Here is a 20,969-nt window from a genome sequence, read left to right on the forward strand (position 1 = left end):
GATTCCGGCCCTGAGCGTGCCGAGAACGCGCCGAGCGTAGCGCCTCGAGGGGCCACGGACCGTCCAGCAGGTACTCTGAAATTCGGAGCGCGCTCCGGCGAGGCGGCCGCGCCAGGTCGATGCCGGCACCCGGCGAGAGCGGCGCGCCTGCGCGCCGTCGCCGCGGTGTCTCCAGGATCAGCCGGGCGTCTTCTCCATGCCCTTCGGGATCGACAGCGCCGCTCTGGCGATGGCCATCTGGCGCTCCAGCTCCTCGGGCGACGCCGGCGTCTCCAGGATCAGCGCCGCGTCGCCCGGGACGTGGGCGGCGACCCGCTGAAACGCGTGCGCCGCGCTCTGGCTCAGGGCGTCGTGGCGGCTGCCCGCGTTCACCTCGCTCACGTGGAGCTGCTTCAGCCGTGTCCGGTGCGCCTTCACCAGGAAATGGGCCTCCGTCATCGTGCGATCGACCTGGTGCGCGTGGCCGATATCGAAGCAGAACGACGCGTCCGGCAGCGCGTCGAAGAACGGCCCGAGCTCCTCCACCGTGCGGCCCGTCCGCTTTCGCTTGTCCATGTTCTCGAGCGCGAGCAGGCCGCCGAGCTGCCGGAAGGCGCCGAGATCATGGATGGTGTCCGGATGGAGGACGACCCGCCAGCCCAGCGCGGCCACCTCCGCCATGGCGTCGGCGACGGCGCGCTCCTCCGCCGCGTCGAAGCGGCTCGGGGCGTGGAACGAGACGTAGCGATACCGCGACAGGTCCAGGGATCCGAGGCGCCGGAGCAGCGGCTTGAGCTCCGAGATGCGCAGCGCGGAGAGCTCCACCGCGGTCGCGGAGCTCCCCTCCAGCATCGAGAGCGCTCGCTCGACGTCGCTGAGCGCGAGCGCCCCTGTCGAGTAGCCGATGGATCGCATCAGAACACCCCGTACGTCTGGATGAGCTTGCGGAGCTCCGGGTCCTCCTCGAAGAAGAGCCGGTTGAGCCCGCCCTGGAACTCGCGCCCGATGTCGCGCACCCGCCTGAACGTCGGGTCGCTGCCGAGCTCGTCGAGCGGCAGCTGCTTCAGCCGGTCCCGCTCCTCCTCGTTCGACAGGAGCGCGAGGAACGCATCGTAGCTGTCGAACAGCATGCGCGCCGTCTCCGCGGAGATCGAGGGCCGGAGCAGCACCTCGGCCAGGCTCTCCAGCGGGGTCACCCGGATGCGCTCCCTCAGGAAGCGCACGAACTCCGGCGTCGAGATCCGCTCGCCGTCGTCGGTCCACGTCGCCCGGTCCTTGCCGAACAGCTCGAAGCTGAAGCAGGTGATGAGCCCGCTCACGAAGATGAGCTTGCGCGACATCCTGAGCTTCGCGTTGCGGAGCGCCCAGCCCGAGCTGCGCTCCCGCTGCTTGTAGACGAAATCGACGGCGACGGTGCGCCAGTACCGGACGATGTCGTTCAGGAGGAACATCGGGATGATCTCGCGCTTGCTGCCGTAGAGCAGCCCGCGGTCGTCCTCCACGTAGCGCGAGAGCACGAGCCTGAGCACGCGCTCGTGGGCGTCCGGCGCGCCGATCGCGAGCGACTCCAGGAGCAGCAGGATGCGCTGGGTCGTGTTCTTGTTCGTGTCCTCCTGCCCGCCGATCTGGTGGAGGATCGGGTGGCTGAAGGCCACGTTGCCGAACACGCCCGTCGGGCCCGGCTCATGGAACTTCGCCCCCCTCAGGATCTTCGTGATGGCCTGGACCTGGCTGAAGTGCCCCTCGTCGGCCTGACCGTCGATGAGCAGCGTCCAGTCGAGGTCGCTGCCGGTCGTGTACTCGCCCCGCGCCAGCGAGCCGAAGACGACCGCGCTCGTGTCGCACGGGATCTGCTCGCGGAGCAGCGCCGCGAGCCGCGCCCGGGTCTCCGCCGAGAGCCGCGCGGCCGCCTCGATGCTCGGCCATGACCGCCCCGCCTTCTCCCCGATCCGCTCGATGGCGCTCCGCGGCGCCCCGCCTTTGTCTCGTGTCATCGATCGCACCCTCGAACGCGCCCGCCGCGCCTCACGCCCCGCTGTCGCCCGGGAGCGAGAGCCCGAACCACCGATTCACGAGATCATGGTGCTCGGCGAGCTGCTCTCGGTAGCGGGGGGTGCCGTCGAGCGCGGCCCGCTCGAAATCGATCCAGTACAGGGCGCCCGTCTTCTCGCCGATGAGCACGTTGCCGAGCTTGACGTCGAGCGGCGCGACGCCGCGCGCGTTCATCGCCCGGACGATCTCCTCGATACGGCCGCGGTGTGCCTCGCCGCCGCCGCTCGTGAACGCCTCGATCTCGCGCCGATCGCGCTCCGGATCGAAGAGCTGCCCGAGCGGCGCGAGGTCGATGTCGAGGACCTTCTGCCCGCGCTCGGCGACCTGATGCTGCAGCGTCTGGCCGCGCACGTAGTCGACGAACAGGGTGCGCGTGGTGAGGTGGAGATCGCGAATCCTCGGGACGCTGGGGAGGTCGCGCAGGCGGAGGAGCGCGGCCGCTTCGTTGTAGAAGAAGAGCCCGAGCAGGGCGGAGAGGTGCGCGCCGACGGGCGCGTTCCGCGGCTGGCCGATAAAGCGCTTGCGCACGCACACGTACCCGCGGCGCAAGACGACGTGCAGCCGGTAGCGCAGGCGCGGCATCTTCTCGCTCCGCCGGTTGAAGAAGGGCACGTCGGCCGGGTGGATCGCGAAGGCGAAGCCGTCCTGATCGAGCTCGGCGAGCACCCTGTCCCCCGGGCCGAGCTCGGCGACCGACGGGATGTCGCTCGGGGTCACGGCGTCGGACACGGGGAGCGGGTTCTCGTCGAGCCGGCGCGCGAGGAGCGCCTTGACGGTCTCGATCCGCACGGCGAGCAACCTCGTCGCGGTGCTCATGCCTGGCACGCGGCGCAGGCCCTGGTCCAGGGCGCGCCGAAGTTCAGGGTTCATGCCCGTCTAGTAGCCGCTTCCGCTCGCCAAATCAAAAGGCGCGGTGACGGCGAGGCGAGGTGGTAGGATGTATCGAGCGACCTGCGGCTCCATCAATCAGCGACGAGCAACGACGAGCCGCAACGAGCAGCACGAGCAGCAACGAGATGCCACGAGCACGAGTCGGCGCGACGGAGCGCCAAACGTCACGATCGCCGGCGTTCAGGTGAGGCGTGTTGTCAGCGTAGGTGACGGTACACGGCGCGGTTTGCGCTTCAACAGGAGACCCGATTCGGGTAGCAACCCTCCATGGGGACTTCGACGCTGCGGATCGTCCATGTCGTGAGCAGCCTCAACGGCGGAGGCATGGAGCATTTCGTGCTGCGCCTCGCCGAGGCGCAGCGGCGCCACGGCCACGAGGCTTCCATCCTCGCGCTGCGCGGCGGGCCGCTCGCGGAGCTGGCGCGCCAGCGGGCGCTGCCGGTCACCGTGCTGGGCGGGCGCCTGCCCGCGCGGGTAGCGCACGCGGCGCTGGCCTTCGCGCGCTCGCGGCCGCAGGTCATCCATGCGCATAACCCCACTGCGCTCCACTACGCCACCGTCGGCAAGGTCCTCACGCGGGCGCGGCTCGTCTTCACCGATCACGCCCAGACGCGCGGGATCATCCGCGTTCCTTCGCGCTTCGAGTGGCGCGCGACGGACGCCGTCGTCGGCTGCTCGCAGGACACCGCCGACAAGAGCGGCGCCGTGGGCGTGGCCGGCAACATCTCTGTCATTCACAACGGGATCGACATCACCCCGGCGCGGCGCACACGCGAGGAGGTGCGCGCCGAGCTCGGCTTCGGCGCCGGGCCAGCGGCCCAGTCCGAGCCTGCGAGCCTGTCCGGCGGCGCGTTCCTCGGGATCATGCCGGCCGCGTTCCATCCGGTGAAGGCCCACGACGTGCTGCTCCGGGCGCTTTCGCGGCTGCGGGATCGCGGCGTCGCGGTCACGGTGCTCATCGTGGGCGACGGGGACGAGCGCGACCGCATCCACGGGCTCGCGAGGGAGCTCGGGATCCACGGCAAGGAGGCGCGCTTCCTCGGGTTCCGAAAGGACGTGCCCGATCTGCTCCTCGCCGCCGACTTCTTCGTGCTGCCCTCGCGCGATGAGGGGCTGCCGCTCGCGGTGCTCGAGGCCATGGCGCGCAGCCTGCCTGTCGTGGTGACGCCGGTCGGCGGCGTCCCGGAGGTGGTGCGGAACGAGGAGCACGGCCTGCTCGTTCCGGTGGACGACCAGGGCGCGCTCGCGGGCGCGATCGAGCGGCTCGCGCGGGATCCGGCGCTCGCGCGGCGGCTCGGCGAGGCAGGGCACGCGCGGGTCCGCGACGACTTCTCCTTCGAGAAGATGACGCGCAAATACGAGCAGCTCTATCTCGGCCTCAGGTGACAGGCGAGCGCGCGATGAAGGTCCTCGTCTTCACCCACCATTACCCTTCCATGCGGCTGCCGACGATGGCGCCGTACAGCTATCACACGTACCGGGCGCTCTCGCGCCGCTGCGAGCTCAGGCTCGTGGGCCCGACGCCCTGGTGGACACGCGCGCGCGGGGCGTCCCGGGAGCTCCTCGGCGGCGCGCGCGAGTCGCACACCGGCATCGACGCGCTGTTTCCCACCTACTGGTCGATCCCGGGGCTGCCGCGCCTGCACGCGCGGGCGATCCACGCGTCGCTCCGGGGCACGATGGCCGGGCTGCGGCGCGAGTTCCCCTATGACGTGATCCTGGCCGCGTGGGCCTACCCCGACACGGTCGCCGCGGCGGCGTTCGCGCGCGAGGCGGGGGTGCCGCTCGTCACCACGGTGCTCGGCAGCGACATCAACGAGCAGCCGAGGAACGCCGTGCTGCGGGCGCAGATCGCGCCGGCGCTCCAGCGCTGCGCCCGGGTGGTGGCGGTGAGCGGGGCGCTCGGCGAGCGCGTGGTGGAGCTCGGGGTGCCGCGCGAGCGCGTCGTGGTGCAGCTCAACGCGGTCGACGGCGCGCGGTTCTCGATCCGGGACCGGGCCGCCCCGCGGCAGCGCCTCGGCCTGCCGGCCGACGCGAAGGTGGTGCTCTACGCCGGCTACCATGTGCCCGAGAAGGGCGTGGACGTCCTCGTGGAGGCGATGGGGCGCCTCGCCGCGGCGGGCCGCCGCGACGTTCACCTGATGATGGTGGGCGGCGGCGAGCTGCTCGAGCCGCTGCGCGCTCGGGTGCGCGCGCTCGGCCTCGGGGATCGCGCGCGGCTGTTCGGCTGGGCGCTGCCCGCGGAGATCCCGGAGTACATGGCGGCGTGCGACGTGTTCTGTCTGCCGAGCCGCCGCGAGGGCTGCCCGAACGTCGTCCTGGAGGCGCTCGCCTCGGGCCGCCCGGTCGTCGCGACCCGGGTGGGCGGCGTGCCGGAGCTCGTGCGCGAGGGGCAAGGCGGGAACGGCCTCCTCGTCCCTGCCGGCGACCCCGGAGCGCTCGGGAGCGCGCTGATCCGGGCGCTGGACACGGCGTGGGATCCGGAGGCGCTGCGGGGGAGCGTGGGGGCGCTCTCGTGGGACGTCGTGGGGGATCGCTATCACGCGCTCCTGGGCGAGGTCCTCGGCGAGCGGCGCGGGGCAGGTTGAGCCGCTGCCAGGCTGCCCGGCCCCTGGGCTTGCGGCGCTGTCTGGCGGAGAGCCCGGCGCGTCAGCTCGCGCAGGGGGGCGGCTTCAGCCGGTAATCTCGGTAGTCTCCGGGATTGCCCGTCTTGCCATCGAGCGCCGCGATCGCGATGTTGTACATCTCGCGCGCGGTCACGTAGTGGAGCGCCCACTCCTTACCATCGTTGTACCGGGTGGTGAGCTCCCGGTGCAGCGTGTGGCTCCCCGCGCCGAGCAGCGACTCCGCCTGATCCTCGGGCGCGCCGTGCGTGTAGACCTTGACGAACACCCACTCGGGCCTCCCCTCGATGTGAATGTTCTGATCCACCCATGTCTTCACCCGGTCGGGCGTCGGCGGATCGATCGCCTGGAGCGCGCCGTACTCCATCCTCACCCGCACCCGGCTCCCCCGGCGCGTCAGCGCGAGCGCGAGCGGACCCTCGATCATGAGGAGCCGGTCCTCCAGCATCTCGCCGACCTTGGCCCGGGCGCCCACGGTGTGGGCCTTCCGGCGCGCCAGGTTGCCGGTCGGCCAGTAGATCTGGTTCACGATGCCGTGCTGCGACTCGTCAGGGGCCGACGGGAACGTGTAGTCGGCATAGCAGCCCGTCTCGAAGAGGAGCGGGAGCTCCGCGTCGACTCCGCAGTTCCGCGAGTCCCGCCCGGAGTTCGCCAGACACCAGTTGCCGTGGATGAACCCGTATCGCATGCGCCCGTCCGCGTCGCGCGAGAAGTGCCCGTGCTTCCCGAGGATCTCCAGGTATCTGAGGATGTCCGCGCGCAGGTTCTCCTCCGTGTCGTTGTGGTGGTGCAGGTGCAGCTCCACCTCGCCGAAGCCGCCGCGCGTGAGATCCGCCAGCGCGTCGAGCCACCCGGGCGTGTACTGCTCCCCCGGGAAGAAGAAGCTGTGGCGCGGGTGCCGGCCGTCCGCGTCGCGGTAGGCGCCGGCCATCTCGGGATATCGCTCTGACCAGGCCCTCACCCGCGCGTCGCCGACCTCCGGTGTGGCGTTCTCCCACCCTGGCTCCCAGTGATCGCAGACCGCAAAGAGGAGGTGCCGCGGGCCGCTCGGACGCGGACTGCGGGCGTTCTCGATCCTCTGTCGGGCGTAGCCGCCGAGCCAGTTGTGGAGGTTCTTGTTCCTGAGATACTGGAGCTTCGCCTGGAGTGTTCCGATCATGAGCTTTCTCGACCGCGGCGCGTTGGACCGGCGACCGCCGCGGCGGACCGGATACTAACCCGGGCCCCCCGGGCACTGCTATAGCGGCTTCGGGGTCGACGCCGCGATCGAGACGGCCTCTCCGGTTGCACGCGGCTTCACGCGGCCAGCCCTCCACAGAGGTGCGCGAGCGGCTGCCCGCCCCGGTCTGCAGGGCGCGAGCGGCGCAGAGGGCCGCGCGAGGCGCTCCGGGCGCCCGAGTCAAGACTAAAGAGCACTGAAACGGCGACCGAGGTGCCCGGAAGGGATCTGGACGAGGCGCGCAGCGGCCCCTCGACGGCGATGCCGGCGCACCGCCGGCGCCGGCGGCGGTCGTCGTGGTCGCCATGCTCGTCGCGGGGCCCGGCCGGAGGGCGCGCGCCGGGTCCGAGCGCCCCGCCGTCCCCCAAGGATGGCTGCGCCCGGCCGGCGTGTCGCCAGGAGCTCGGCCAGGAGCTGGTAACGAGCGCTTACAACACGCCCGCTCGCCCGTTCGACGCGGCCTCACGCCGAGGTGTGCGCAGGCGGTCTGAAGCCCAAGCGTGTCCCAGCAGAGGTGACAAGGCCGTCCAGGGCAGCCACTGGCGCACGCTCGCCCTGGCGATGCGCAATGTACTTGCAATTTTGCTATCTGGCTGCCCAATGTGCCGCTCGACAGCTCTTGTGGGCGACAATTTGCCCCACCTGTGGCGATTTTGTTCGATCCAGCTTCACCGCGTGACCCGTGGCTGTTGTGTCCGCGGTGAGCGCCCCTACCGGAATCGCGCTGGCATGATGTCTGCTTTTCGTGGTAGCCGATTGTAGGCATCACTGATATCGAAGGAGCCAGGCATGATTTCAACCCCGATGACGCCGACCGAAGATCTGGTTTCCCTCCCCCAGCGGAGGGCCTCCCTCGAATCATCAGCTTCCATGGCTGAGGCGTGCGAGCTAGCCCGGCGGCTCGCCGACATGATCGAAAGCCTCAGGTTCTGCACCCCGGAAGGGGACCAGGCCCAGACCCTCCGCATCGCCGAGGGCATGGCGCGCAGCGTGGCGGACGCCGTGAGCGACGTCATGCGCAGCCGCCGCACGCACGTGGCCTAGCCCATCGCTCACACAGACCATCTCGACAAGGCCGAAGACGGGGGGGCCCACTCCCGGCCTGGAGACCTGCATGAATCAGAAGCGCAAGCGATTGCGACCCGGGGATCCGTACCCGCTCGGCGCAACGTGGGACGGCGCTGGAACGCAGTTCGCGCTGTTCTCGGAGAACGCTGAAGCGGTCGAGCTGTGCCTCGTCGACGACGAGGGGAACGAGCAACGCCTGCCGGTGCGTCATCGCACCTCGATGGTCTGGCACGTCTACGTGCCGGACGTCGGACCCGGTCAGAAGTACGGTTATCGCGTGCACGGCCCCTGGGCGCCGGAGCGCGGCTTGCGCTTCAACCCGCGGGCGCGCCTGCTCGATCCCTACGCGAAGGCGCTCGCGTCGCGGGTCCGATGGGAGGCCAACGGGTTCGCCCACCGCAGCGGCGAGCCCGACGGAGACCTCGTGATGGCCGAGGACGAGGCGCTCGGCCCCCCGCTCGGCGTCGTCATCGACCCCTCCTTCGACTGGACCGGAGAGCAGCGCCCGTGCATCCCGTTCCACCGCAGCGTCATCTACGAGGCGCATGTCCGCGGCCTGACGATGCTGCACCCGGAGGTCCCGGAAGAGCTCCGCGGGACCTACCTGGGCATCGCCCACCCGGCCATCCTCGGGTACCTGCAGTATCTCGGCATCACGGCCATCGAGGTGCTGCCCGTGCACGCCTTCGTGCACGAGAAGTTCCTGCTCGACAAGGGGCTACGGAACTACTGGGGCTATCACTCGATAGGCTTCTTCGCGCCGGACGTGGGCTACCGCGCGGGCGCCGAGGTGGCGTCCGAGGTCCGGCAGTTCAAGGAGATGGTGAAGGCGCTCCACGCCGCCGGGATCGAGGTCATCCTCGACGTCGTCTACAACCACACGGCCGAGGGCAACCACCTCGGACCGACGCTGAGCCTGCGCGGCATCGACAACCCGACCTACTACCGGCTCGTCCCCGGCAACGAGCGCTACTACTTCGATTACACCGGCACCGGCAACACCCTCAACGTGCGTCACCCGCAGACGCTCCAGCTGATCATGGACTCGCTGCGGTACTGGGTCCTCGACATGCACGTGGACGGGTTCCGGTTCGACCTGGCGGCGGCGCTGGCGCGCGGCCTCCACGACGTCGACCAGCTCTCGAGCTTCTTCACGATCATCCACCAGGACCCGGTGCTCAGCCAGGTGAAGCTCATCGCCGAGCCCTGGGACGTGGGGCCCGGCGGCTACCAGGTGGGCAATTTCCCGGTGCGCTGGGCGGAGTGGAACGGCCGGTACCGGGACACGCTGCGCGACTTCTGGCGCGGCTCCGGCGGCGTCGCCTCCGATCTCGGGTTCCGGATCACGGGGAGCAGCGACCTCTACGAGAACAGCGGGCGCAGGCCGTACACGAGCATCAACTTCGTCACGGCCCACGACGGCTTCACCCTGGCCGACCTCGTCTCGTACGAAGGCAAGCACAACGAGGCGAACGGGGAGGGCAACTGCGACGGCGCGGACGACAACCGCTCGTGGAACTGCGGCGCCGAGGGGCCGACCGAGGACCCCGAGATCCTCCGGCTGCGAGCGCGCCAGATGCGGAACATCATGGCGTCGCTCCTCTTCTCGCAGGGCACGCCGATGCTCCTCCACGGCGACGAGCGGGGGCGCACGCAGGCGGGGAACAACAACGGGTACTGCCAGGACAGCCCGCTCACGTGGCAGCCGTGGACCTGGGACGAGCCGTCGCGCGCGCTCCTGGAGTTCACCCGCAAGTGCATCCGCATCCGGCACGAGCACCCGGCGCTCAGGCGCTCGACCTTCTTCAAGGGGCGCCCGATCCGCGGCGGCAAGACCTACGATATCCAGTGGTATCGCCCGGACGGGGAGCTGATGACCGACGAGGACTGGTCGAACCCCTGCACGCAATCCCTGGGGGTGTTCCTGTCCGGAGAGGGCCTGGACGATGTGGACGAGTCCGGCGATCGGCTTGTCGACGACGACTTCTTCCTGCTGCTCAACGCGTCCGCCTGCGATCTGCCCTTCCTCCTCCCCTTCGCCGATGATCCCAGGCCGTGGCAGCTCGTCGTGGACACCCAGGACGACGCCGCGACCGAGGCGCGGAAGGGCGGGGAAGAGACGGCGATGCTCTCGCGCTCCCTCAAGCTCTTCCAGCGGAGCCGGCGCGGCGCCTGAGCGGCCGCGCGCGGCGCGCCTCAGAAGCCGTTGCCTCAGAAGCCGTTGAAGGCGCCGAGGAACAGGGGGGGCCCGGCGAACGCCGCGTCGAGGAGCGCGGCCGCCTTGGCGCTGCCCACCACGAAGCCCTGGCTCAGGAGATCGCGCGCCGACGTGGCGCCGAAATAGATCTGCGTGAGCCGCTCGATCGATAGCGAGAGGCGATCGCCCGCCGTGCTGCCGGGCGCCGTCTGGACGCCGCGCGCCGCGAAGGTGACGTCGAAGGCGCGCGGCGCGTCCGTGAACACGGGGTCCTCGACGTCGAGGCCGATGGCGCCGCGGACGCCGTGCTTCCTCGGCGACGGGTGCAGCGCGAGCGCGGCGGCGACGTCGATGATGCGCCCCATCGCGCCGGCCGCCGTCAGGCCGAGGACGTTGCGGCGGTGCGCGACGTGCACGGGCGGGCACAGGCCGGGGTGCCGGGCCGCCGTCTCGTACGCGATCGGCTCGTCGCGGATGCCCGGCTCGTCGAGCAGCGGCGCGCCGTAGCCGCGCGGGAGCACCAGCTCCACGACCTCATACTGGTCGCCGAGCGCGCCGAGGAAGCCGATGAGCCCGCGGTAAGCGCCCGGCGTCGGCGCGCGGAGCTCGCGGACGAGCAGCTGCTGGACGCCGTAGGCGCCGCCCTCCGGGACGTCGAAGAGCAGGTAGCCGGCGATCGCCTTGGAGCCCGGATCGACGTAGACCGCGCCGCTCTGGGAGCGCTTGAACACGCGCACGTCCCACCAGTACTCGCTCCGCTTCAGCTGGCCCGTCGTCTCGGTCCGCGCGAGATCGTAGGCCTGCTTGATGAGCGGCTCGTCCCGCGGGCGGGAGAAGGCCCGCACGTGGCGGCGCAGCACCGAGTCCGGGAGCCGGTCGGGCGAGGTGCGCACGACGTCCCGGAGCTCGCAGACGCCGAAGCCGAACCTGCGGTAGAACGAGAGGCGGAAGGGGTGGAGCAGCGCGAGGGCCTCGCCCCGGCGGCGCATGCGGCGGAGGCTCTCGCGGACGAGCCGATCCGCGATGCCCCGGCGGCGGAACTCCGGGAGCACCGCGACGGACGCGAGGCCCTGGAACGGCACGTCCGCGCCCGCGAAGCTCATCGTCAGGTCGAGCGAGGAGACGTGCCCGACGAGCTGGCCGTCGGTCTCCGCGACGATCACGTTGTCGAGGGCGAGGTGCGCGTGCTCGGTGAAATACCGCAGCCACGCCTCCGGATCGCCCGCCTGGAACGCGCGGTAGGCGGCCGTGGCGAGCGTGCCCTCCTCGCCCTTGCGGGCGCTGCGAAACACGAGCTCGTGGTTGGAACGGCTCGGGGTGCGGGCGCGCGCCATGACGGCCAGGCTAGCCCGCCTTGGAAGGCGCGCCTACAGGGCTCGGCGGTCCGGCGCCGGCCGCCTGGTGCAGCGCGTCCGCCATCTCCTCGGCCGCGCCGAAGCGGCCGGCCGGCTCGCGGGAGAGCGCCTTGACGAACCACGCGTCGAGGGCAGGCGTGATGTCGGCAGAGCGCTCGCTCGGGAGCGGGAAGATGCCGATACGGATGGCGTCCAGCAGGGCCTCGAGCCCCCTCTGCTCGAACGGCGGAGCGCCGGTGAGCGCCTGGTACGCCATGACGGCCACCGACCAGAGGTCCGAGCGGCCATCGACCCGCTTCGGGTCGAAGAACTGCTCCGGGCTCATGTAAACGAGGTTGCCGACGACCGCGCCCGTGGCCGTCAGCGTCGTCCCGTCGGGGTCGACATCTCCCCTGGCCACCCCGAAATCGAGCAGCTTGACGCAGGTGCTCCCGCCGGCGTCGGCGAGGAAGACGTGCTCCGGCGTGATGTCGCGGTGAATGATCCCGAGCCTGTGCGCCGCGGTGAGCCCCTCGCAGAGCTGCGAGACGATGGAGACCGTCTCCTGCAGGGAGAGGCGCGCGGCGCGCGCGAGCCGGTCGGAGAGCTTCTCACCACACAGCAGCTCCATCACGATGTACTGGAGGCCGTCCCCGGAGACGCCGTGCTCGTAGACCGCGGCCACGTGAGGGCTCTTGATCCTCGCCATGAGCGCGCCCTCGCGGTGGAACCGGGCAACCGCGGTCGAGTTGGTCGCGAGCGACGCTGAGATGAACTTGACGGCGACGTCCTTGCCGAGCCCGAGGTGATGCGCCGCCCAGATACTGCCGACACCCCCCATCCTGAGGAGGCTGACGAGCGTAAGGTGCGGCGCGACGTGGGACCCAGGCTCAAGCCGCATCGACGTCAGTATGCATGATGGGTCCTTGCCTGGCCACCTGTCGTGCGGCTCAGTACAGCCCCTCGGGGGGCCGACCATCGGACATGAACTTCTTCGCGACGGCCGCGATCCGCCGGACGCCGAGCTCCCGCCGGACGGGCACGAGGTAGGTGAGCAGCGCCTCGAGATAGGCGCCGTCGGGCTGCGGATCGGACGCCTCGAGCCGCTGCAGCGCCTCGAGCGTCTTGACGGCGTGCGCCGTGAAGATCGGCCTCACCGCGGCGTCGAACGCGGCGAACGGGGCGAGCTCGGCGAAGGCGCGCCGGCGGCCGCCGGCGTCGAGCTCCCGCGCGATCGCGAGCGCCCCGCCGACGTCGCGCGCCTCCACCGCCTGGCGCAGCGTGCCGCCGGACGCTCGCGCCGCGGGCGGTGCGGCGGCGTCGCCGTGGCGGAGCTTGCCGACGAAGCCGGCGGCGAGCACGGCGAGCTGCGCGGCCTCGCGCGGGAGGGCCTCGCGGCCGAGCGCGGCCGCCGCCTCCGCGAAGGTGACGGCGTGGGTGACGTCGAGCACCCCGACCTCGGCGTCGAGGCGCTGTTCCCAGGCCGAATCGAAGCGCGCGAGGCGGACGGCCGCGGCGTGGCCGATCGCGCCGAGCAGCGCGAGCGGGCCGGCGCCGCGCGCGAGCCAGCGCACGGTCGCCTCCACGGCCGGCCGCTCCCCGGCGAGCACCTCCGCCTCGAAGGCGGCGCGCTCCGCGGGGTCGAGCGGCACCGCGCCTGCGGCGCCCGCGGCGCCCGAGCCTGCGGCGCCCGCGCCTGCGGACCCGGCGCAGGCCTCGGAGCCGGGCAGGGGCAGCTCGGCGAGGCGCGCGAGCGCGGCGCGCGTGGCGGTGAAGGGGGGCAGGCTCGTGTCGGCGGTGGCCCAGGCGAGCTGCACCGTCGAGGCGGCGAGGAGCTCGTCGGCCGCGGACGAGAACCGCTCGGCCAGCTCGATCGCCTTCGCGAGGAAGATCGCGCCGTGCCCGTAGTCGTAGAGGTGCTGCGCGACAAAGGGCAGGAGCGCCCGGCGCGCGCCGGCGGTGCCGCGGACCTCGACGAGCTCGCGCATCCGCGCCTCGGCCTCGTCGCGCCGCTCCGCCGCGAGCGCCTCGCTCACCTTCGCCGGCTCGTCGAGCTCGAAGTCGGCGATGCGCACGAGCGGCGAGCGGCCCGTCGCCTTGCCGGCGCCCTTGCCGCGCGGGCCGAGCCGGGCCGACGCCTCGCCGATCGCGTGGGCGGCGACCACGAACGCCTCCTCGGCGGGGACCCAGCCGCGCTCGACCCAGGCGCAGAGATCCGAGAGCAGCGCGAGGCCGTGATCGAAGCCGTGCTCGGCGCGCTCGGCCCCGTCCTTGGCGAGCACCTCGAACGCGAGGTGCAGGCTGCCGAGGCCGGTCTCCATCCGGTGGAGCCCGAGCGCGCCCAGCCGGAGGCCCTCGCGCAGGGCGCGCGCCGGATCGTCGCGCAGGACCGCCTCGCGCAGGCCGGCGACGAGGCGCCGCACCTCGGCCGCGGTGTCGACGGCCCGGTTGAGCAGCACGCGATCGCCGTCGATGCGCGTCGCGTAGCGCCGCACCGGCTCGCCGCCGAACGCGCAGGCGCCCGAGGCGATGTCGAACTTCCAGTTGTGCCACGCGCACGTCAGCACGCCGCCGCGCAGCGCGCCCTCCGAGAGCGGATAACCCTGGTGGGGGCACCGATCGTCGAGCGCGTGGACCTCGCCGCCCCGGAGGACGCAGGCGAAGCGCCGCCCGGCGTCGTCCTTGCGCAGCACCGGCTCGTCCGCCGGAAACTCGGAGAGAGGGCCCAGATCGATCCAGTCCGACTTCATGGCTTTCCCGCGCGGCGGCGCACGGCACATCCGATCACTGCGTGCGTCGCGCCAGCGACGCCCAGGGTAGCCGAGAGCAGGGCGGGGAGGGACCGCGAATCCCGGGCGCGCGCGGAAAAGGCCCCGCCCGACCCGCGCCGCTCGATCACCCCTTCACGCACAGGACCTGCCGGAGCTCCGCGACGATCTCCACGAGATCGCGCTGGTCCTCCATGACGCGCTCGATCGGCTTGTAGGCGGCGGGGATCTCGTCGAGGACGCCGCCGTCCTTGCGGCACTCGACGCCGGCTGTCTGCGCGGCCAGGTCCTTCGTGGTGAAGCGCCGCTTCGCCTCGCCGCGGCTCATCTTGCGGCCCGCGCCGTGCGACGCGCTCTCGAACGCCTCGGGGTTGCCGAGGCCCCGGACGATGTACGAGCGCGTGCCCATCGAGCCGGGGATGATGCCGAGCTCGCCCTTGCCGGCGCGGATCGCGCCCTTGCGCGTCACAAGCACCTCCTCGCCGAAATGGACCTCCTCGGCCACGTAGTTGTGATGGCAGTAGATGGCTTGCTGGAGCTCGAGCTGCGGAAAGTGCCGCCGGAGGACGCCCTCGGCGAGGTGGAACATGGCCTCGCGGTTCGCGCGGGCGTACCGCTGCGCCCAGAAGAGGTCGTGCCGGTAAGCCTTCATCTCCGGGGTGCCGGCGAGGAACACAGCGAGCTCGCGATCGGGCAGGTCGCGGTTGTGGGCGAGCTTCTTCGCCCTGGCGATGTGGATCTCGGCGAGCTCCTTGCCGATGTTGCGAGAGCCGGAGTGGAGCATCAGCCACACGCCGCCGTCCGTGTCGAGGCAGAGCTCGATGAAGTGGTTGCCGCCGCCGAGGGTGCCGAGCTGACAGCGCGCCCTCGTGAACAGCCCCTGGACCTTCGGGGTCAGGCTCGCGAACTCCTCCCAGAGCGGCAGGCCCGCGAACCCCGCGAGCGGCGCGTCGTGGGCGGCGAAGCCCACGGGGATCGCCCGCTCGAGATCGCTCCGGATGCGCTTGAGGTCGTCCGGCAGGTCGACCGCGGTGAGGTTCGTGCGGAGCGCGCCCATCCCGCAGCCGATGTCGACGCCGACGGCGGCCGGCGCGACCGCGTCCCGCATCGCGATGACCGAGCCGACGGTCGCGCCCTTGCCGAAATGGACGTCGGGCATCGCGGCGACGTGGTGGAACACCCAGGGCAGGGCGCTGATGTTGCGCAGCTGGTCGAGCGCGACCCGCTCGACCTCCTCCGGCCGGGTCCACAGCTTGATGTCCACGTTCTTGCCCTTGATCTGCGCGGGTCCCATGCCGGCAAGATAGCGCGCGGCGCGGCGCCCGCAGCAGGGGGCCGTTCAGCGCGGGGGGCAGGTCCGTCGTGACGCGCTGCCCCGCCGTCTGCGGGGGCAAAGCATCCGAGAGATTGAACACGCTGATCGTGGTCTCGTAGGTAAGAGGCTCAGCGTTCGGCCTTGCAGGGCCCCGGGGTTGCTGATACGCGTCGATATCGCTGCTTCCGGGGTACTCGGCCATGCCGTCTGCACGCGCTCTCACCCTCGCTACCCTGGCGGCCGTGGCCGCCGTGTCCTCCGCGCTCACGCTCGGTTGCGACAGCCGCAAGCCCGCCGATGAGGCCCCGGCCGGCAAGCCCGACGCCGCCGCGCCGGCCGCGGCGACCGGTACCCCGGAGGTCCACAAGGCCGCCGCGCCCGCGAGCGACGATCGCTTCGCGGCCCAGATCGCGGCGAATCTGGCCCGGGTGCCCGACCCGGCCATCCAGGTCCCGGAGGGCGGCGGCGCGGGCGCCGAGCTCGACAATGCCACCTTCCGCGATCGCACCATCGCCTTTGTCCGCCAGGTGGCCGCGGGCGGCGACAAGGCGACGTGCGATCTGTCCCTGTCGTCCAAACGCCCCTTCCGCGCCGTCGTGATGGGGTTCCAGGAAGGGAAGCAGATCGCCCGCGCGGAGGCGTCGGACGCGGGGCTCTGCGTCGCGCTGAAGGAGGCGACGCGCCGGGCCGTGGCCGCGGCGGGCGGCGCGCGCGAGGCGCTCGCCGGCGCGCGGCTCGTCGTGGAGCTGCCGGATCATCATGAATCGATGGTCGAGGGCGTCGAGCGGAAGGGGAAGGGCGTCGAGCTCACCCAGGGGATCGTGCCGGTCCGCGCCCTCGACAAGGCCCTCCTCGCGAAGCGCATCGAGGACGGCAAAGGCTATCTGCTACGCGTCATCGATCCGCTGCACAAGGGGGTTCACAAGTACTACCACGCCCCTCAGGACCGGTTCGAGAACGAGCTCCACACGATCTACACCGCCTCCACGGCGCTGACCTTGCTGAAGCTGCACGCGTACAAGCCCGACGAGCGCCTGCTCCGCCAGGCGACCGAGGCCGCCGGCTTCATGATGGGTATGCAGAGCCGCGAGGTGCGCGATCGGACGGCCGGCGCCTTCTTCTACGCGTTCGATCTGGAGCGCAAGCGGCCCGAGCGCCGGCTGGTCGTCGGCACGGCGTCGAAGTCGATCTTCACGCTGCTCGAGCTCCACGGCGTCACGAAGGACAAGAAGTACCTCGAGTCCGCCGTGATCGCGGCCGACTGGCTGATCTCGATGCAGCGGCCCGACGGCAGCGTGCGCTCGGCCCTGGCCGGGCAAGAGGGCGGCACATGGACGGTCCAGGGCAAGGAGTCGACGCTCTACACGGGACAGGTCCTCTCGGCGCTGTCGCGCACCTACCGGGCCACGAACAACAAGAAATACCTCGACGCCGCGGCCCAGACAGCGGACCTCCTGCTCGCCAGGATCGCCAAGCAGGGCTGCTTCCTCGGCGACGATTACAGGAAGCCGAACCCGATCTCGAGCTCGTGGGCGGTCATGTCTTTGCTCGACTTCGTCAGGGCGAGCGGCGACCAGCGCATCGAGCAGACCGTCCTCCGCTGCGCCGACGACCTCGTGAAGCGGCAGTGGCGCAGGCCCGAGGACGCCTACCGCTACGGCCGCTGGCAGAGGTCGCTGTCGAGCAGCGGGAGCGGGTGGCTCGCCGAGGTGATGTCGGAGGTCTATCACCACTGCCGGCAGAAGGGCATGGCGGGCTGCGACCGGTTCAAGGACGCGGTGGTCGCGGCGATCCGGCAGATCTTGCAATACACCTACGGCCCCGAGAACTCCTTCATGGTGAAGAACCCGCAGGCGGCCGCAGGCGGGGTGTTCTGGAGCGTCAGAGATCGCTACGTGCGCACCGACTCGGTGTGCCACGCGATGAACGCCTACCTCAACATGATCGGCGAGCTCGGCGGCGGCCCGCTGCTCACGCTCCCCGAGCGGCCCCTCGCCGAGCGGATGGCGCTCGCGGCGGAGTCGGCGAGCGCGGGCGCCGCGGACGCCGGCCCCGGTGAGGAGGACGGCGAGGAGCGCGACGAGGGCGCAGCAGGTCAGTCCGGGCCGAAGGACGAGGCGCCGGACGACTGACGAACGCGCGCGCCGGCAGGGCGCGTGGGGCTCTGGACCACGCGACCGCGACCCCGCGTGCCTCTCCGGGCCGAGCGCTGGAGGCCCCATGGATGAGCTCGCGGAGTGCACCATTCCTGTGGTCGAAACCGGACAGAGCCGGCGCGGGGGTGGTGTATAGAGATCCGGCGTGATCGACCCGACCGGGGGCACGGCAGGAGGTCAAGATGCCGATGAGCAACAGCGACGTGGACAGTGGGACCAGCGCTCTTCTCGGCGCGAACGAGGCCGGCGCGAACGAGGCCGGCGCGAACGAGGCCGGCGCGAACGAGGCCGGCGCGAACGAGGCTCCGCGGGTGGGCCGCGCGGGCGCTGAAGGGGCGGCGGGGCGCATGAAGATGGCCACCGCGTCCTCCACGGCGAGCTCGACGGAGGTCGCGTTCGCCGAGACCCTGTCCGCGCTTCGCGCGAGCCTCGGCAGCGAGCCCGACCACCTTTTCCTGAGCTACACCGAGGGCCACGATCTCGGCGAGCTCGCGCGCGCCACGGCGGCGCTTCCGTCCTCGGTGCGGGTCCACGGATCGAGCTCCTGTCTCTCGGTGATGACCGCTGCCGGGGTCCACGGCGCGCCGGGCCCCGGCCTGGCGCTGTTCGGCATCGCGGACGCGCAAGGGGCCTACGGCGCCGCGGCCGAGCCGATCGGCGAGTCGCCGCGCGCCGCCGCCACCCGCGCGGCGCGCCGCGCGATGGAGGACGCCGGCCGGGCGGGCAAGCCGCCGACGCTGTTCTGGCTGACCGCGCCGCTCGGGGTGGAGGAGCAGGTCCTCTGCGGGATCGAGGACGCGGTCGGGGCCGATGTGCCGGTGTTCGGCGGCACGTCCGCGGCGGACTCGCTCGACGGGGCGCTGTCGCAGCTCGGGCGCGGGCAGGCGCACCGCGACGCGGTGCTGCTGTCGGCGTTGTACCCTTCCGGCGAGGTCGCCCATGCGTTCGGCTCCGGCTACGCGCCGACCGAGCACCGGGGCTGGGTCACGCGCTCGGAGGGGCGGCGGGTGCCCGAGATCGACGGGCAGCCGGCGGCGGAGGTCTACAACCGCTGGACAGGCGGCATGTTCGCCGCGCAGCTCGGCGGCGGATCGATCGGTGCGGAGAGCGCCCTCTGCCCGCTCGGCCGGCCTTCCGGCTGGGCCGGCAAGGTCCCCCAGTTCCTGCTCATCCATCCGAACGCGGTGGACAAGGACAACGCGCTGACCTTCGGCGTGCACATCAGCGAGGGGGATGAGCTCGTGCTCATGAAGGGGTCGAGAGGGGGCCTGCTCGATCGAATCCAGTCCGTGGCGGGCGCCGCGCTTGCGTCCGCGCGGCCCTCGTTCCAGCCGCAGGGCGCGCTGGTGATCTTCTGCGCCGGGTGCATGCTCGCGGTGCGCGACGACCTCGGCCGCGTGGTCCAGGGGATGACCGCCGCGCTGGGGACGACGCCGTTCCTCGGCACGTTCACGTTCGGGGAACAGGGGTGCTTCGTCCGCGGCAAGAACCAGCACGCGAACCTGTCGATCGCCGTCGTCCTGTTCGGGGCATCGACGCAGAACGAGCCGTAGCGGGCGACGGCTCCAGCGCTGCTCCAGGAGAACCCGGATGTCTCAGGTGAAGGTCTACGGTATCAAGGACAGGCTCAACCCGGTGAAGGAGACCCTCTCGCGGGTGATCCACGCCTGCGTCATGGAGGCGCTTCAGCTCCCGCAGGACAAGCGGGCGCACCGCTTTTTCCCGATGGAGCGCGAGGACATGCTGGCGCCGGGCGGGCGCACCGACGCCTACACGATCATCGAGATCTCGATGATGACCGGGCGCAGCGTGGAGACGAAGAAGAAGCTCGTGCGGCTCCTGTTCGACAGGATCCGGGACGAGGTCGGCATCGATCACCAGGACATCGAGATCTGCATCTCGGAGTCGCCGCCCCACGACTGGGGGTTCCGCGGCATGCACGGCGACGAGGTCAAGCTGAACTACAAGGTCAACCTGTAGTAGAGGCCAGAGGACAGCCCACAAGACCAGTCAACCTCTTGATTCGGAGTGGCGGACCCACGAGGGCCCACCTCACCGAGCGCGAGGCCTTCACTCGAGCCGGAACAGCTCCTCGCGCTCGATCTCACGGATGCGCCGCTCGTCGGCGTCTATCACCGCCTTGTCTCGGTGAAGGAGCGTCACCCACCCCGGCGCGGAGAAGAGGTCCACCGTCCTTTGCACCCTCCCGCCCGGCCGCACCTTGAGGGTGGCGCCGTGATACGACGGCAACGCCTCGATCGCCGCGAGCCCCGGCACATCGACGAGGCGGCCCTCGCGCTGCGCGATGAAGAAGACCGCCTTGGCGTGCTTGTGGAGCGGGTAGGTCGCGCCGGCGACGGCGGAGAATGCGCCGCCCTCGAGGTAGACGTCCGCCGTCAGATCGATCTGGCCATGGCCGATGCAGTCGCGGCAAATGAGCGCGGTATTGCCACCATGGATCCTCGCGCCCATCTCGACGAGCGCCGGGCCCTCCTCGGTCAGGATGACCTCGCTGTGTCCCGGGCCGTTCTGGATGCCGAGCGCGTCGAGGGCCCTGCGCGTATAGGCGACGAGCGCGGCCGCGGGCGCCGCGTCGGAGGGCAGAAGCTCGACCGAGTGGTAGACGAAGCTCGCTCCATTGCCCGAGTGCTTCTCGTACCGCCAGATGTCCGTCACATGATGCTGGCCGTCGCGGCTCACCGTATCGACGACATACTCGTCCCCCACGAGGTACTCCTGGACGAGCACCTGCGCATTGATGAGATCGAGCTTGTTCTTCGTTCCGATGATGCCGCCGAAGGCCGCGCGGACATCCTCTTCGACACGGCACAGGGACACGCTGTCCGTGCCCGCGCTGCTGAGAGGCTTGACGATCACCGGCAAGGGGCAGATTTCCCGCGTCCACGAGAGGGCGGCGTCGAGATCGTCCGTGGCGATCTGCCGCGCGGCCTTCAGGCCGTTCGCCCGGATAGCCTCGATCATGAGGTACTTGTTTCGCCTCGCCGCGGAGAGCCTCGATCCGTTCGTGCGCAGGCCTAGCGCTTCGCTCAGCTGATCCGCGAGCTCGACCCCGGTCTCGCACCCGGCGATGACGGCACGCGGCGCGATCGCCCGGACCTGCGCCACCGTCTCCTCGATATCGCCGCGATGGACGAGCGCGAGGTCGAAGTGCTCCCGCCGCAGCGAAGGGGCATAGACGTCCGGGACCTCGGCGCTCGCCTGCAGCATCACGGAGCGCACTCCCTGCGACGCGAACTCGGGCGCGAGGTACGCCCCCGAGGTGTAGGGATCAACAATGACAACGGGCCTGGTATCCATATCTATCTCCTGTATTCAACTCCTGTGCAACATGACCACGCGGTGGGG

Annotated in this window: 16 protein-coding genes; 7 read left to right on the forward strand and 9 right to left on the reverse strand. The window is 71.2% G+C overall.

Going from position 1 to position 20,969, the window contains the following annotated elements:
• Window positions 1-177: 177 nt before the first annotated feature.
• The 3 genes from WME75_RS07090 to WME75_RS07100 are packed head-to-tail and all read right to left on the reverse strand — an operon-like array spanning window position 178 to window position 2,901.
• Window positions 178-894: a TIM barrel protein gene (locus WME75_RS07090; RefSeq protein ID WP_437487543.1), complete on the reverse strand. Its 717-nt coding sequence runs from the start codon at window positions 892-894 to the stop codon at window positions 178-180.
• Window positions 894-1,973 (reverse strand): nucleotidyltransferase domain-containing protein, encoded by a 1,080-nt coding sequence (locus WME75_RS07095; RefSeq protein ID WP_437487546.1) that lies wholly within the window; start codon window positions 1,971-1,973, stop codon window positions 894-896. Before WME75_RS07095 ends, WME75_RS07090 begins: the two co-directional genes overlap by 1 nt.
• Before the next feature lie 31 nt (window positions 1,974-2,004).
• Window positions 2,005-2,901 carry a hypothetical protein gene (locus tag WME75_RS07100; protein WP_437487549.1) on the reverse strand — a complete coding sequence of 299 codons (897 nt, stop codon included), beginning with the start codon at window positions 2,899-2,901 and terminating at the stop codon, window positions 2,005-2,007.
• Window positions 2,902-3,189: 288 nt separating this feature from the next.
• Between WME75_RS07100 and WME75_RS07105 the strand changes: the two genes are divergently transcribed.
• Entirely contained in the window at window positions 3,190-4,308 is a 1,119-nt protein-coding gene (locus WME75_RS07105; protein ID WP_437487551.1) for a glycosyltransferase family 4 protein, read from the forward strand.
• A 14-nt stretch (window positions 4,309-4,322) separates the two neighbouring features.
• The gene (locus tag WME75_RS07110; protein WP_437487554.1) at window positions 4,323-5,510 is read left to right on the forward strand and encodes a glycosyltransferase family 4 protein; all 1,188 of its coding nucleotides are present in this window, start codon (window positions 4,323-4,325) and stop codon (window positions 5,508-5,510) included.
• Between the two features lie 61 nt (window positions 5,511-5,571).
• Here WME75_RS07110 and WME75_RS07115 read toward each other — a convergent pair whose 3' ends face one another.
• Window positions 5,572-6,705 (reverse strand): hypothetical protein, encoded by a 1,134-nt coding sequence (locus WME75_RS07115; RefSeq protein ID WP_437487557.1) that lies wholly within the window; start codon window positions 6,703-6,705, stop codon window positions 5,572-5,574.
• Window positions 6,706-7,674: 969 nt separating this feature from the next.
• On the opposite strand from WME75_RS07115, the gene WME75_RS07120 reads away from it, so the two are divergent.
• A complete protein-coding gene (locus WME75_RS07120; protein WP_437487559.1) occupies window positions 7,675-7,809 on the forward strand; it encodes a hypothetical protein in 135 nt (44 codons plus the stop codon).
• Window positions 7,810-7,879: 70 nt separating this feature from the next.
• Complete coding sequence (glgX, locus tag WME75_RS07125; RefSeq protein WP_437487562.1) at window positions 7,880-10,009, forward strand: glycogen debranching protein GlgX; 2,130 nt, start codon at window positions 7,880-7,882, stop codon at window positions 10,007-10,009.
• Between the two features lie 35 nt (window positions 10,010-10,044).
• On the opposite strand, the gene WME75_RS07130 is transcribed toward glgX, so the two are convergent.
• The 4 genes from WME75_RS07130 to WME75_RS07145 all read right to left on the reverse strand — a co-directional run bounded on the left by WME75_RS07130 (window position 10,045) and on the right by WME75_RS07145 (window position 15,426).
• Window positions 10,045-11,364: a GNAT family N-acetyltransferase gene (locus tag WME75_RS07130; RefSeq protein WP_437487565.1), complete on the reverse strand. Its 1,320-nt coding sequence runs from the start codon at window positions 11,362-11,364 to the stop codon at window positions 10,045-10,047.
• Window positions 11,365-11,374: 10 nt separating this feature from the next.
• Window positions 11,375-12,265, reverse strand: coding sequence for a serine/threonine-protein kinase (locus WME75_RS07135; protein ID WP_437487568.1), 891 nt, complete (start codon window positions 12,263-12,265; stop codon window positions 11,375-11,377).
• A gap of 49 nt (window positions 12,266-12,314) precedes the next feature.
• A complete protein-coding gene (locus WME75_RS07140) occupies window positions 12,315-14,114 on the reverse strand; it encodes a Rieske 2Fe-2S domain-containing protein (RefSeq protein ID WP_437487570.1) in 1,800 nt (599 codons plus the stop codon).
• Between the two features lie 145 nt (window positions 14,115-14,259).
• On the reverse strand, window positions 14,260-15,426 hold the full coding sequence (locus tag WME75_RS07145; RefSeq protein WP_437487573.1) for an RtcB family protein: 1,167 nt from the start codon (window positions 15,424-15,426) through the stop codon (window positions 14,260-14,262).
• A gap of 263 nt (window positions 15,427-15,689) precedes the next feature.
• Here WME75_RS07145 and WME75_RS07150 point away from each other — a divergent pair, with 263 nt between their 5' ends.
• From WME75_RS07150 to WME75_RS07160, 3 genes are all read left to right on the forward strand, one after another.
• Window positions 15,690-17,579 carry a D-glucuronyl C5-epimerase family protein gene (locus WME75_RS07150; protein WP_437487576.1) on the forward strand — a complete coding sequence of 630 codons (1,890 nt, stop codon included), beginning with the start codon at window positions 15,690-15,692 and terminating at the stop codon, window positions 17,577-17,579.
• A 206-nt stretch (window positions 17,580-17,785) separates the two neighbouring features.
• Window positions 17,786-19,156, forward strand: coding sequence for an FIST signal transduction protein (locus WME75_RS07155; protein WP_437487579.1), 1,371 nt, complete (start codon window positions 17,786-17,788; stop codon window positions 19,154-19,156).
• A 37-nt stretch (window positions 19,157-19,193) separates the two neighbouring features.
• On the forward strand, window positions 19,194-19,583 hold the full coding sequence (locus WME75_RS07160) for a tautomerase family protein (RefSeq protein WP_437487582.1): 390 nt from the start codon (window positions 19,194-19,196) through the stop codon (window positions 19,581-19,583).
• A gap of 90 nt (window positions 19,584-19,673) precedes the next feature.
• Here WME75_RS07160 and WME75_RS07165 read toward each other — a convergent pair whose 3' ends face one another.
• A complete protein-coding gene (locus WME75_RS07165) occupies window positions 19,674-20,921 on the reverse strand; it encodes an ATP-grasp domain-containing protein (RefSeq protein WP_437487585.1) in 1,248 nt (415 codons plus the stop codon).
• Window positions 20,922-20,969 lie beyond the last annotated feature (48 nt).

This window comes from Sorangium sp. So ce1014 (assembly GCF_051521505.1).
GTDB lineage: Bacteria > Myxococcota_A > Polyangia > Polyangiales > Polyangiaceae > Sorangium.